Source organism: Pseudonocardia kunmingensis, assembly GCF_006716445.1.
In the GTDB taxonomy this organism is placed as follows: domain Bacteria; phylum Actinomycetota; class Actinomycetes; order Mycobacteriales; family Pseudonocardiaceae; genus Pseudonocardia; species Pseudonocardia kunmingensis.
In genome coordinates this window covers 869937-882799 of sequence record NZ_VFPA01000002.1, presented here as the reverse complement: position 1 = coordinate 882799, position 12863 = coordinate 869937, and the positions used below count along the sequence as shown (strand labels likewise).

At 69.9% G+C, this 12863-nt stretch carries 12 protein-coding genes; 2 read left to right on the top strand and 10 right to left on the bottom strand.

Features of this window, described 5'->3' with window-relative positions; all coding sequences use genetic code 11:
• Positions 1 to 58 precede the first annotated feature (58 nt).
• Complete coding sequence (locus FB558_RS45755) at positions 59 to 706, bottom strand: isocitrate lyase/phosphoenolpyruvate mutase family protein (protein ID WP_425468040.1); 648 nt, start codon at positions 704 to 706, stop codon at positions 59 to 61.
• An 805-nt stretch (positions 707 to 1511) separates the two neighbouring features.
• Here FB558_RS45755 and FB558_RS19990 point away from each other — a divergent pair.
• Positions 1512 to 2345, top strand: coding sequence for an alpha/beta fold hydrolase (locus FB558_RS19990; protein WP_142055664.1), 834 nt, complete (start codon positions 1512 to 1514; stop codon positions 2343 to 2345).
• A gap of 194 nt (positions 2346 to 2539) precedes the next feature.
• Here the strand turns inward: FB558_RS19990 and FB558_RS19985 are convergent, their stop codons facing one another.
• The 8 genes from FB558_RS19985 to FB558_RS19950 form a co-directional block, all read right to left on the bottom strand.
• A complete protein-coding gene (locus FB558_RS19985; RefSeq protein WP_170231426.1) occupies positions 2540 to 3445 on the bottom strand; it encodes a LysR family transcriptional regulator in 906 nt (301 codons plus the stop codon).
• Positions 3446 to 3694: 249 nt separating this feature from the next.
• Positions 3695 to 4678 carry an aldo/keto reductase gene (locus tag FB558_RS19980; protein ID WP_142055660.1) on the bottom strand — a complete coding sequence of 328 codons (984 nt, stop codon included), beginning with the start codon at positions 4676 to 4678 and terminating at the stop codon, positions 3695 to 3697.
• Positions 4675 to 5673: an amidohydrolase family protein gene (locus tag FB558_RS19975; RefSeq protein WP_170231425.1), complete on the bottom strand. Its 999-nt coding sequence runs from the start codon at positions 5671 to 5673 to the stop codon at positions 4675 to 4677. Before FB558_RS19975 ends, FB558_RS19980 begins: the two co-directional genes overlap by 4 nt.
• Positions 5670 to 7184 carry an aldehyde dehydrogenase gene (locus tag FB558_RS19970; RefSeq protein WP_142055656.1) on the bottom strand — a complete coding sequence of 505 codons (1515 nt, stop codon included), beginning with the start codon at positions 7182 to 7184 and terminating at the stop codon, positions 5670 to 5672. The genes FB558_RS19975 and FB558_RS19970 overlap by 4 nt, the downstream gene beginning before the upstream one ends.
• Positions 7181 to 8554 carry an MFS transporter gene (locus tag FB558_RS19965; RefSeq protein ID WP_211366695.1) on the bottom strand — a complete coding sequence of 458 codons (1374 nt, stop codon included), beginning with the start codon at positions 8552 to 8554 and terminating at the stop codon, positions 7181 to 7183. Before FB558_RS19965 ends, FB558_RS19970 begins: the two co-directional genes overlap by 4 nt.
• 5 nt (positions 8555 to 8559) lie before the next feature.
• A complete protein-coding gene (locus FB558_RS19960; protein ID WP_142055654.1) occupies positions 8560 to 8763 on the bottom strand; it encodes a hypothetical protein in 204 nt (67 codons plus the stop codon).
• Between the two features lie 19 nt (positions 8764 to 8782).
• Positions 8783 to 9469, bottom strand: a complete 687-nt coding sequence (locus tag FB558_RS19955) for a cyclase family protein (protein ID WP_142055652.1) — start codon at positions 9467 to 9469, stop codon at positions 8783 to 8785.
• A 57-nt stretch (positions 9470 to 9526) separates the two neighbouring features.
• Entirely contained in the window at positions 9527 to 10408 is an 882-nt protein-coding gene (locus FB558_RS19950) for an SDR family NAD(P)-dependent oxidoreductase (RefSeq protein ID WP_170231424.1), read from the bottom strand.
• 180 nt (positions 10409 to 10588) lie between these two features.
• Here FB558_RS19950 and FB558_RS19945 point away from each other — a divergent pair, with 180 nt between their 5' ends.
• On the top strand, positions 10589 to 12103 hold the full coding sequence (locus FB558_RS19945) for a PucR family transcriptional regulator (protein ID WP_170231423.1): 1515 nt from the start codon (positions 10589 to 10591) through the stop codon (positions 12101 to 12103).
• 25 nt (positions 12104 to 12128) lie between these two features.
• Here the strand turns inward: FB558_RS19945 and FB558_RS19940 are convergent, their stop codons facing one another.
• Complete coding sequence (locus FB558_RS19940) at positions 12129 to 12806, bottom strand: FadR/GntR family transcriptional regulator (protein ID WP_142055646.1); 678 nt, start codon at positions 12804 to 12806, stop codon at positions 12129 to 12131.
• Positions 12807 to 12863: the final 57 nt, after the last annotated feature.

Here is a 12863-nt window from a genome sequence, read left to right as displayed (position 1 = left end):
ACGTCGGTCCGGCGGCGGTCCGGCTCGAAGAGCATGTCGGGTAGCGCGAGGGCGGCGATCACCGTGCCCTCGGCGTCGGAGGCGTACTGGCCTGCGATGAACATGAGGTCGGAGCCTTCGGTCGGCGACCTGGCTGTGGCCGAGCCCGATCGGGTCGTGCAAGGCGATCGGGTTCGTAGTGGTGGGCGACATGGTCAGTTCCCTTCGGTGTTGTGCGGTGTGGTTCGTCCGCCGGTGGCCGCCGCCCGCCTGCGGCGAGGACGAGTCCGGCGCCGGCCCAGAGGGCGGTGGCCGTGGTGATGGTGTCGACGGCGAAGGCTCCGGCCACCGCGCCGAGTGCGATCGACAGGTTGAACAGCGCGACGAACAGGGACGTGGCGGTGTCGGCGGCGCGCGCGAGCAGCCGGGCGGCGATCTCTTCGACGGGCAGCCGGTAGCTGCGTTCGATGTCGGCGGTCACCGGAACGTCCACGGCCGCAGCAATCCGGGCGACGGCAGCGAACACCTCGTCCGGCGGCGTGCTCTCGTGGTCGTCGTAGCCGAGGGTCGGGGCGATCGCGGCGCTTGCGGTGGCGACGGCGGGGAAGCCGGCCGCCACGACCGCGCGAGCTCCGGCGGCGTCCCACACGTTCGGCAGGACCAGCGGCGTGCCCGGCACGTGCAGCGCGCGCAGCCGGTCGGCCAGTTCCGTCCCGGTGGCGGTCACGAGAACTGTCCCGGGGCGTACTGGCCGGGCGTCACCCGTGCCGGGATCGCCGCCCGGTTCCAGGTGTTGATCACGGCGATCGCCCGGACGAGCTGGACCAGCTCGGCCTCGGTGAAGTGCGCCCGGTGGTGTGCATGTCGAGGCTGTACGCACAGCCGTCGGCGGCGTGCCGGCCCAGGTCGAGCCGCGGTGGGATCTCGACTCGTTCGGTCGTTTCGGTCGTCATGCTTCGACCTTAGGGACGATTAGCCCACTCGGTATGGTCCAAATTCATGCCATCTGAGTGGGCCAATGTGCGGGGCGGTCTCGACCTCTACCGACTTCGAGCCGGCCGTCCGCCGGCACAGCGGTCGCCGCGAGCCTGGCTGCCGTGACCAGAGGTATCAACCTCCCGATCGACGAAGGGCTCGCGGTCGAGGCGTCGTGGTTCGCCGCTACCGTTCCGACCGAGGGCACCCGCGAGGGTTGCGGCGGTTCCTGGACCGAGCGTGATCGAGTAGGAGGACGGCGTTCATGCCCACGTCGGGCGCCCCGGCGCCTGATCGGCTCCAGCCTGCTCTCGGGGCCGTGCCGGTGGTCGTCAGCTGCCTCAGCGTCCAGTCCTCGGCCGCGCTGTCGTCCCTCCTCTTCGACGCATGGGGAGCGCCGGCCGTGGCCGGGCTCCCGAGCACCGCGGCGACCCGCGCCCCGGATGATCGCGCAGATCGGGACTGTTCACGAGGCCGGGCGGGGTCGACAATAGTCGAGATTGCGCGGAACGATCTCTATGGGCGCAGCAGTCCTCGGCACACACGGAAAGGGAGTCATGGGCACCTCAGTACTCACCGGCAACGGATTGTCCTTCTCTGTCGAAGACACCGGGGGGAATGGGCCGACCGTTCTGCTGCTGCACGGCTTCCCCGACTCTGCAGCATTGTGGCGGAACCAAATCCCAAAGCTGGTCGCTGCCCGATATCGAGTAATCGCTCCGGATCTGCGCGGATTCGGCAGCAGTGACCGCCCAGGTGAAGTAGAGAACTACCGAATGGAGCTGCTGGTCGGCGATGTGCTAAGCATTCTGGACGCCCTGGAGGTCCGCTCCACAGCGGTGGTCGGGCACGACTGGGGCTCGGGGATAGGATGGGCGCTGGCCGGATTGTCGCCCGAGAGAGTCACTCGCTTCATGGCATTGTCGGTGGGGCATCCGAGTAGTTATTTCACCGATCTGCGCCAGCGCGAACTGTCATGGTACATGCTTTTCTTCCAGTTCATCGGCGTCGCCGAGGAGGCGTTGCGTCGCAATGACTGGGCACTGCTGCGCGAGTGGACGAACAACCCGGTGGACATTGAGCGATACGTCACCGATCTAGATCGCCCCGGTGCGCTGACCGCCGCCTTGAACTACTACCGGGCGAATGTCCCCCCGGAGGCCTTCGGTGGTGGCGCGGGAATCGAACTGCCGCCAGTGACGTGTCCGGTTCTGGGAGTATGGTCGGACGGCGATATGGCCTGTGGCGAGGCGCAGATGCTCGCCTCGGGCAAGCGGGTGAGCGGGCCGTGGCGATACAAGCGCATCCGTGGAGCCGGGCATTGGATCCCACTTGACGCACCCGAGGAGTTGAGCAACCTCTTGCTCGACTTCCTCGTCGAGTCTCCCTGAAAAGCCGCGACCAGTTCCTGCGACACAACTGAACGCAGGCTGGAGCGATCCGGACGCCGAGGCGGTGGTGTCGGCGCGGACTGCACGGGCAGCGCGGGCCGCTCGGGCCCACCGGCGTAGGGCTGCGTCGCGGTGCCGCTGGACGTCGGGGCGAGGTCGTGCTGCACCGGCAATCCGGATGGTGAACCGTTGGTTCAGGACGCGCTGGGCGTGGCGTCCTCGAACATGTCGCCGAGGACCTCGCGCGCGGCTCGGACGAACGCGGTGACCGCCGCGGTCTCACGCCCCGTCGGCCATATCAGCGCGCTCTCCAGCGCAGGAAGACCGTGCAGGGGGACGAGGATGACGTCGGGGTGTCGGTAGAATTGGTCGGCTGACGCGACAGTGGGGTGCACGATGACTCCGCGAGCAATGAGCAGCATCGCTTCCGGCATGGAGCCGACCGGGTACTTCCACGGCACCGGGCGGCCACTGGGCGTGTTGCGCGGCACCAGCGGCTCGTGGACCGCCCCGCCCCGCGCCACGGCGTGATCACCGAGGTCCTCACTGGTCGCCCATCCACGCTGAGCAAGCGGATGACCCACTTGAACCGCGAGCACCCGCTCCTCACGCGCAAGGAGCGGGCCCACCCGGACATCGGCATGACGATGCGGCAGCCACGTCGCCAGAATGTCGTGCACACCGGTTCGCAGGCCGTCATACCCATCGGCCACACCTCCCTCGCTTACCAGCAGCCGGCATGCGGGATGCAGCTCGGTGAACGTCGTGCAGATCCGGGTGAACGAGTGACCTGCCGCGGCCAAGCTTTGAACGCACACCCGCAGCTCGCCGTCGATCCCGGACGTAGCGGCGCGGGCCTGCTCGAAAGCACGGTCGAACTGGTCGTAGGCCACACGCAGGTCATCCCGGAGCTGTTCGCCGAGTCGAGTGAGCGCGACCCGCCTGCTCGTCCGCTCGAAGAGCAGACCGCCCACCCGCCGTTCGAGGCTGCGGAGCGTCTGGCTCACCAGGGCCTGCGAAACCCGCAGCCGCCCGGCGGTCCGGCCGAAGTGCAGTTCCTCGGCGAGGACGAGGAAAGCCTCGATTTGCCGCAGTTCCACGCGTACGTCCTTGGATTTGCCGCCCCGGCATCGGCGAGACGGGCGCAACATATATCTAAGCAAAAGCCCGCACGTTTTCGGGATCCGGGGGCGCAAGGGGATCCACACATCCCACCCGCCTGAACTCTGCCGGCCGCTTCTTCACTGATCTCCCAATGCACTCCTGAGGGCGACGCTCCGGCCCGCTCAGAAGCGCGGGGCCGCCGTTGCGCACCGCTCTTTCGGCCCTTCGCATGACCTCAGGCCCGGTCAGATGTGCACAGTTGACATGTCGGGGTAGCGGTCTCCCGCGGTGCCGCCGACGGGTGCGGCGGCAGCGATCCGCACCAGGTCGTCTGCGTCCAGCACGATGTCGGCGGCCGCGACGTTCTCCTCGAGTCGGCCGACGCGCTTCGTACCCGGGATCGCTGCAACGCCCTGGTGCAGTACCCACGCCAGTGACAGCTGCGCCGCCGTCACACCCTTCGCCTCGGCGATCGCTCCGATCCGCTCGACCATGGCGAGGTTGCGCCCCACGTTCTCGCGCTGGAACCGGGGGTTGTGGCGCCGGAAGTCGGATACCGCAAGCTCCTGAGGATCGCGGATCGCCCCGGTGAGGAACCCTCGCCCCATCGGCGAGTAGGCGACGAACCCGATGCCCGAGTCACGACAGGTGTCGAGCACCCCGTCAACCTCCGGGTCGCGCGTCCACAGCGAGTACTCGGTCTGCACGGCGGCCACCGGATGTACGGCGTGGGCGCGGCGGATCGTGGCGGGCGCGGCCTCGCAGACGCCGAGGTGGCGCACCTTGCCTGCGGCCACCAGCTCCGCCAGCGCACCCCACGTCTCCTCGACCGGGACCCGGCGGTCCACCCGGTGCTGGTAGTACAGGTCGATCACGTCGATCCCGAGTCGGCGCAACGACGCGTCGCAGGCGGCGCGCACGTACTCCGGGCTGCCGTCGATCCCGAGGAACGCGCCGTCAGGCCCGCGCTCGTTGCCGAACTTGGTCGCGACCACGACCTCCTCGCGACGTCCCGCGACCGCCCGGCCCACCAGCTCCTCGTTGGCCCCGACCCCGTACATGTCGGCGGTGTCCAGGTGGCCGGCGCCGAGGTCGATCGCTCGATGAATGGTCGCGACCGCCGCGGCATCGTCGGACCGCTCCTCCGCGGAGCCGTAGAACTCACTCATCCCCATGCAGCCCAGCCCGAGCACGGGCACGTTCAGACCGCCGAGTGCGAGTCGTCTCATCGATGTTCCTCCTCCAGGTCGAAGATCCGCCGAGCGGTGCCGCCGGCGACGGCGGCGCGGACCGCGGGGGCGACCTCCAGCCCGCGTAGCTGGGCGGTGAGGCTGCCACCGCCCATGTCGAACGGCGTGTCCGTGCCGTACACGACGGCGTCGCCGGCGAGATCGAGCAGGTAGCGCAGAGCCGCGGGAGAGTGGGTGAGCGTGTCGAAGGCGAAGCGCCCCAGGTACGCCGAGGGCGGGTCGACGCAGCCGTGCGCCTCGGGTCGCACGCGCCACCCATGGTCCAGCCGCCCGATCTGGTACGGCAGGAACCCGCCGCCGTGGACGAGCACGAAGCGCAGGTCGGGAAACTCGTCCAGCACCCCGCCGAGGATCAGCCGGGCGGCGACTGTCGTGGTCTGCAACGGATTGCCCACGAGGTTGACCAGGTAGTAGTCGGCGAAATCAGGCCGTGGACCGAGGTAGTACGGGTGCAGAACGAGTGGCACCCGCAAGTCGGCCGCCGCGCGGAGCACCGGGCGGAACCGAGGGTGGTCCAGCCAGTCCCCGGCGATCACCGGCCCGATCTGAGCGCCTCGCAGACCGAGATCCTTCACCGACCTGACCAGCTCGATCACAGCCGAATCCGGTTCCTGCAGCGGCAACGTGGCGAGCCCGGCGAGCCGATCGGGATGTGCGGCGACCAGGTCGGCAAGCGCGTCGTTGAAGAGGGCAGCGTGCACGCTCGCGTCGCGCGCTCCGACCTCGTAGGCGTAGAGGTCGGGCGAAATGCTCATCACGCCGGTGCCGATTCCAGCAGCATCCATGCCGGCCAGGCGCGCCTCGATGTCGTGGAACGTGGGCGCGAGCGGGTAGGCGAAGCCGCCGGGATGGGTCACCCACTCCTCGTTCCCGCGCCGGACGACTCCGACCCCGCCCGGCGCCGTGCCGTCCCGAATCCGGTCGAGCAGCGATGCCGGGATGCAGTGGGTGTGGACGTCGACCGTGGGGTTCACGAGTACCGGATCACCTCGTCGGTGGCGAACCAGTCGAACGGCTCGTCGGCGTGGTTGACGATGATGCTGCGGGTTTGGGTCCAGCCGCGATAGGCCTCGGTGCCGTTCTCGCGGCCCAGCCCGCTGGCCCCGCGCCCACCCCACGGCGACGCCGGGTCGAGGCGGTGGTGGTCGTTGACCCAGACGGTGCCGACATCGAGCCGCTGCACCACCCGCAGTGCCCTGGCGACATCTCGCGTCCAGACGGCTGCGGCCAGTCCGTAACGGCTGTCGTTGGCGAGCTCGACCGCGTGCTGCTCGTCGCGGAACGGAGTGACGATCGTGACGGGCCCGAAGATCTCCTCCTGCCATGCCTCCGCGGCGGTGTCGACGTCCGCGAGCACGGTCGGCGCGTAGAAGTAGCCCTCCCCGAGCGCCGGGTCATCGGGCGCGGTCCCGCCGCACAGCAAGGTCGCACCGTGCGCCGCGGCCCGCTCGACCATCTCGTTGATCCGCGCGAGCTGCCGCGCCGAGGCCACTGGTCCGATCTGCGTCTTCTCGTCCAGCGGGTCGCCCAGGCGAAGTGCGCTGGTGCGGGCCACCAGCTCGTCGACGAACGGCTCGTACACCGAATCGTGGACGATCAGTCGCGCGCCCTGCACGCAGGTCTGCCCGGACGCGATGAACGCGGCGAACATCGCGCCTGCCACCGCTCGGGGCACATCGACGTCGTCGAACACCAGCACGGGTGCTTTGCCGCCCAACTCGGCCGACAGTGGCACCAGCCGGTCGGCCACCGCCCGGGCGATCGCCTGCCCGGTCGGAGTACCGCCCGTGACGTCGACCTTCGCGACGAGCGGGTGCGTCACCAGCGCCTGCCCCGCCACCGGCCCGAGCCCCGGCACCACGTTCAGCACTCCGGGCGGCAGGCCGGCGTCGTGCAGGATCCGCGCGAGTATGTGCGGGGTGATCGGCGCAACCTCGGATGTCTTCAGCACCACCGAGTTGCCGGCCGACAGCGCCGCGGCGAGCTTCTTCAGCGCGACGTGCAGAGGGTGGTTCCACGGGGTGATCAGCGCGGCGACCCCGAGGGGCACCCGCTGCACGATGTTGAGGTGTCCGGTGTCGACATCGGGCAGTGAACCCTCCTCGGTCTGAGCGAGCGCCCCGAAGTACTCCAGCCACTCCGGCTGGCGGCGCAGCTGCGCCGCCATCTCACGGATCGGCCTACCGGTCTGCCGGCTCTCGATCTCGACCAGCTCGGGGATGGCGTCGGCGAGCAGCTGCGCAGCGCGCTGCAACACCCGTGCACGGTCGCGGCCGCGCAGCCCCGACCAGCGCCCGTCGCGGAAGGCGGTGTGCGCGACCGTGACGGCGGTGTCGACGTCGGCGGGCTGGGAGTCGGCCACCCGGCAGATCGTGGACCGGTCGTAGGGGTTCTCGACCGAGAACGTCGCGCCACCTTCGGCGTCCCGTTCACGGCCGTCGATCAGGACGCCGAAGGTCCCGTCGAGGACGGCGGGGCGGGTCATTTCTCCTCCTGGAGGTGGGTGGTGATCGGCGCTGGGACGGGTGCCGGACTCGGCGGCACCGGCTGTTCCTGCTCGAAGAGGAAGCGGCCGCGACTTTCCGGGCTCAGTGCCACGCCGACCACGCCGAGGACGATCACGCTGGAGACCACGACGACCGCGAGACCGGTGTTGCCGTCGAAGTGGACGGCGGCGATCGTGCCGGCGATCAGTGGTCCGGGCACGGTGAGGAACCGGCCCGCCGAGTTCGTGACGGCGATGGCCGTGGCGCGCACGGCGGGCGGGAACAGCTCGGGGAAGTACACGCTGGGTCCGGCGAGCGCGCCGAAGACGCCGAACCCGACCAGAGGCAGCAGCCAGAGGTAAGCGGCATACGGGCGGTCGAACGGGTACAGCACCACGAGCCCGATCGCGGCGGTGCCGAAGCTGATCAGGAACGCGCCACGCCGACCGATGGCATCGGCGATGAAGCCCCAGCTCGCATAGCCGAGAACGCCACCGAGGTTCAGCATCGCGGTCGCCGTGGCCACGTACCCCACGGCGTCGGCCCCGGTGATGCCGTCGCGGGCGACGACGTCCCGGATGATGTCGGGGGTCCAGGTCGTGGTGGACCAGAACGCGAACAGCGCCCCCGTGAAGATCAGGATGCACAACGCGGTGTGGCGCACCAACGGTCGGGTGAGCACTTGGACCAGCACGAACCGGTCCTCGACTGTCCGCGGGGCGCCGTCGGCCAGCGCGGCCTTCCGCGCCGACCTCCGCTCGATCACCTCGACCATCGCCTTCGGCTCGTGCAGGTACCGGCGCACGAAGACGGCGACGAACGCCGGCAGGATCGCGGTGGCGATCGTGACCCGCCAGCCGTAGGAGCCGAGCAGGCCGTAGACGACCGAGGCGAGGAAGAACCCGCCGGCGAAGCCGGACATCATCACACCGGTGGCCTTGCCGCGGTACTTCCCGGACCAGGTCTCGGCGATCAGAGCCGCCCCGACCGGAACTTCCACTCCGGAGCCGAGCCCAGCGATGAACCGCAGCGCGGCGAGCTGCCAGTACTCCTGCGCGAACGCGGATGCCGCGGTGCCCACTGCGTAGATCAGGATGCAGATGCTGAGCATCCGTACCCGCCCGAAGTAGTCGGCAAGCGTACCGAAGATGATCGCACCGATCGCCCAACCGGCCAGGAAGAGGCTGATGGCGAATCCGGCGTGGGTGGCCACACTCGCGCTGGAGGCGTCCGGACCGAGCAGCTCCCGCACGGCGGGACCGACGATCAGTGAATAGAGGGACGCGTCGAAGCCCTCCAGGCCCCACCCCATGGTCGTGCCGGCCAGCACGAGCCACTGGTAGCGGGTGATGCTTCGGAACCCGCCCACGGCCCTCACCGTTCGGCCCTGAAGACGGTTCGACGCACCGCTGCCGTCCGAGCGCGTGCGACCATCCCCTGGGCGAGTGACTCGATCTTGTAGCGCACAGCGAGAGCGCGGGACTCGGCCGGCGTGGCGGACTGCGGCGCGGCGACACGGGTCGCGATGTCGGACAGGTTATCGACCCGGCCCGGGGCCGGCTTTTTCAACTGCTTCATCGCAGTCGTCCTTTTCTGTTCAGAGGATCGCGACGGCGCGCGTCGGGCCGCCATGGCCACCGCGCAGCTTGAGAGGGAAGCCTGCGAAGACGAACCGCTGCCCGATCAGCAGGTGCAGGTTCGTGAGGTTCTCGTAGTGGGTGATCCCATGGATGCGGCACATCATGTGGCACGGGTAGGTGGTACTGGCCGGGTTGTCCGGGGTGGGGCTGTCGACGCCGAACGTCTTGACGCCTCGCTCGACGATCCAGTTGCTCCCCGACTCACCCAGCCCGGGGAAGTCGGTCAGGTAGTGCCGATCTCCCGCATGACGGGCATGGGTGCCCGTGTGCAACAGCAGGATGTCCCCTCGCTCCACCGAGACCGCCGCAGCCGCTTCGGAGGCGTCCAGATGCTCGGCGGTGATGTCTGTCCGCGCCGGCACGTCCGCGACGTCCAAGCACACAGCAGACCCGTAGAACAACTCCAGCGGCATCCGGTCGATCGAGAGCGCCGCGGGGTCCGGATCGAGGTGGGAGAACGAGTCGACGTGCGTCGGCCCGTTGTCGTTGATCAGGAAACCGGTGGTCTGGAAGGAGAAGCCGCCTTCGAACCGAGGTGCGGTCTCCTCGTGCGACGCGTGGTCGAACACCACCGTCTTGAGATGGCCGGGGTAGACCTGCATTCCCTGGTAGATGTCCTGCGACAGGTCGACGAGCCGCGTCACGGCGAACCTCCGTGGGTCGGGGACGGTGCTGTGTGGACGGTGTGGACGGTGCGGTGGTCAGTACATGACGATCCCGGCAGAGACGTTCACGTCCTCACCGGTGATCGCTGCCGCGCCGTCGCCCGCGAGGAAGGCGACCACCGCGGCGACGTCGGCCGGCCGGACCAGCCGGCCGAGTGGGGAGTCGTCGAGCATCTCGGACCGGGCCTCGATCGCGGTGATTCCGCGGGTCGCGGCCTGCGCGCGCAGCACCCGATCGATGCGCTCGCCCTCGATCGGCCCCGGCGATACCAGGTTCACGCGAATCCCGAACGGCCCGGTCTCTGCCGCGAGCGTGCGGACCAGACCGATGAGGCCGGTCTTGCTCGCGGCGTAGGACGTGCGGCCCCAGAGCGGCCGCTTGCCCGTCATCGAACCGATGAACACCACGGAGCCCGAGCGGCGATCGATCATGTCCGGTAGCACCGCGCGGGTGCAGTGCGCGGCTCCGACGAGGTTGGTCTCCACGGCAGCACGCCACTCCTGGGGCTCGGACTCCCACAGCGGCGCTGTCGGCCCGGCGATGCCGGAGTTGTTGACCAGGACGTCGACGCGGCCGAGTTCGCTACGCACCCGGTCCACGGCCCGCACGACGCCGTCGGCGTCGCGCACGTCGGCGGTCACCGGGAGCATCCGCTCCCCCGTGGGATCCAGCGCCGCGCAGGTCGCGGCGAGCGCGCCGGTGTCCCGCCCGAGCACCGCGACTGCGGCACCCGCGTCCAAGAGCGCCGAGGCGATCTCCGTGCCGAGCCCTCGACCACCACCGGTGATGAGGCCGACGCGGCCCGCAAGCGCACCGTCCGACCGCACCACGCGTGCTCCGTTGGGCGTGACCGATGCCGGCATCTCGTCCTCCTGTCGCTGTGTGACGCAGAACATAACGACGGAACGCCGGCCCATTCGTCCTCGGAATCGAGGAATTGGATTGCTGTCTTGCATGATTTCGAGGACGCTCGTCCGGTGACCGCCCGGCGTCGTCGCCTCGCCCGGACCGCACCTGGAGGCCTGCTCAACGGGCTTCCCGGGGTCTCGGTCGCCGTCGCCCCAGCCGACCCGCACGCGACGATCACGGGCGTCGTAGTGGCGGAGCCGGATGTCACGCCCCGGCTCGGGCCCGGGACGCTCGTCCTCGGCATCGGCCTGGGTGTGACGACCATTCCCGACTTGCTCGCGGCCGCCGCCCGGGCCCGCAGCCTCGCGGTCGTGGTTCGCGGCCCCGCCCACGATGACGCCGGAACCGACCTGGCTGCGGCTGCCCGCGCCGCCGGGGTCGGCCTGTTCGTGCTCGACCCCGCGACGCCGTGGACCGACCTGCTCACGCTCGCGACGGACGCTGCGCAGGAGCGTGGGCTCGATGCTGAAGAAGCCGACGACGGGGTGCCTCTCGGCGATCTTCCCGCGCTGGCGGACGCGATCGCCGACATGGTCGGAGGGCCGGTCACCCTGGAGGATGCCGAGTTCCGCGTACTCGCCTACTCCCGGTTCGTCGGGATCATGGACCCCGGCCGGGCGACGGCGATCCTGGGCAGGCGCATGCCTCCGGAGTGGTCCGAGCACCTCGACCGCACCGGCGCGTTGGAGCAACTGCGCAGCACCAACGAGGTCATCGACGTGATCGATGGACCGGGCAACGCCAACCGGCGACTCATCGTCGCCGTGCGTGAGGGCGCCGCTCGCCCGCTCGGCTTCATCTGGGTGGCCGAAGCCGCGGGCCCACTGCCTGCTCATGCGGTCGAGACACTGCGCCGCATCGTCCCGATCGCGGTGCCGCACTACCGGCGTCACCACGAGCTGCTGAGCGCACAGCACCGACACCGCCAGCAACTGGTGCGGGCACTCCTCCAGGGACACGGGCCCTTGCAGCGCTACGCCGACGAGCTCGAACTGCCCCGCGACGAGCCGCTCGTCGTCCTCGCCGTCACTGCCGCAACCGAGCGCGACCTGCCTCCCCGCACGTGGGAGCGCATCGTCGACCACGTCGCTCTCTCGTGCGGAGCGAGACGGTGGGACGCTGCGGTCACCCGAATCGGACGCACCGTGTTCGCGATCGCGCACCTGTCCCGCGGCGGGCACACGGACGCGGTCTCCCGGCTCGCCCATGACATCGTCCTGCGTTCCGCACCGGCCACCGGCGAGCAACTCTGCGCTGCATCGAGCCCACCCGCCATCGGGGCACGTGCCCTCCCGGGCCGCCGGGCCGAGGCTGAACGGGCCCTCGCCATCTGCCGTTCCCGCGGCACCCAGGGCTTCGTGCATTACGACGACGTCCGGGCAGAGGTCATCGTCGACCAGGCGACAGCCGCGCTGCGGAGCCGTCCTGACCTACGGCTGCCCGGGCTCGATCGGCTCCGCGTGGAGGACGCCCGTGGACGGGGCGGCGGGCAACTGCTCATCACGCTCGGCGCCTATCTCGAATCCGGCGGCGCCATCCCGGCCACGGCATCATGCCTCGGTCTGCACCCGACGACGGTGCGCTACCGCCTCGATCGGATCTCTTCCCTCACGGGCTTCGATCTGGACGACTCCACGACCCGACTGGCCTGCGCTCTCGAATTGCGCGCCACGGAGAGCGGTGGCGATGCGCTGACCCCGTGATCCCGGCCGTCGGCCGCCGCGAGGGTCAGCGGCGGCCGAGCAGGTTGTCGGACACGGACTGCAGATGAATCCGCATCGCAATCTCGGCCGAGTCCGGGTCGCGGTCGCGAAGCGCCTCGACGATCGCCGTGTGCTGGCGGTGGTAGCCGCGCCGGCGTTCGGCGGTGTTCACACGACGTTTCGAGCTCCCCCACACGGGCAGCTCACGTGCGATGAACATGACCTCGCAGACGCTCACCAGCAGCCCGTTGTGGGTGGCGTGGGCGATCGCGCGGTGCAACCGCAGGTCCCAGGTCTCCTGCCGTTCGAAGTCGTCGTCGAGCAGTCCCGCGCGCAGACCCTCGAGGCACTCACCGATGCGATCGAGGTCGGCCTGGGTGGCGGCACGAGCGGCGAGGGCAGCGACCGGAGGCTCGATCGCGAGCCGGACCTGAACGATCTCAGCCGGACTGGTGTCGGCCGGCGTCCCCGCCGGCGGCCTCCGCGCCTCGTCGGTGAGGAAAGTGCCCCGGCCGACGTGCCGCACGACCAGGCCCTCGCGCTCCAGAACATCGAGCGCGCGGCGGATGGCCCCCCGAGGAGCCGCCAGCCGCTCGACGAGCGCCCGCTCGGTGGGCAGCTTCACGCCCGGTCCCATCGTTCCGTCCTGGATTCCCTCTGCGACCAGGACGCGCAGGGCCTGCTCGACGCTCGTCACCACCATGACCGCTCAGTTCCCCCCACCAATCGCGAACCAATGACCACCGCTCGCGCTCAGGAT

Bases quoted from the DNA above. Each gene is read 5' to 3' on its own strand.
- FB558_RS19990 (WP_142055664.1), top strand. From the start codon at position 1,512: ATGGGCACCTCAGTACTCACCGGCAACGGATTGTCCTTCTCTGTCGAA.
- FB558_RS19980 (WP_142055660.1), bottom strand. From the start codon at position 4,678: ATGAGACGACTCGCACTCGGCGGTCTGAACGTGCCCGTGCTCGGGCTG.
- FB558_RS19970 (WP_142055656.1), bottom strand. From the start codon at position 7,184: ATGACCCGCCCCGCCGTCCTCGACGGGACCTTCGGCGTCCTGATCGAC.
- FB558_RS19960 (WP_142055654.1), bottom strand. From the start codon at position 8,763: ATGAAGCAGTTGAAAAAGCCGGCCCCGGGCCGGGTCGATAACCTGTCC.
- FB558_RS19950 (WP_170231424.1), bottom strand. From the start codon at position 10,408: ATGGGCCGGCGTTCCGTCGTTATGTTCTGCGTCACACAGCGACAGGAG.
- FB558_RS19940 (WP_142055646.1), bottom strand. From the start codon at position 12,806: ATGGTGGTGACGAGCGTCGAGCAGGCCCTGCGCGTCCTGGTCGCAGAG.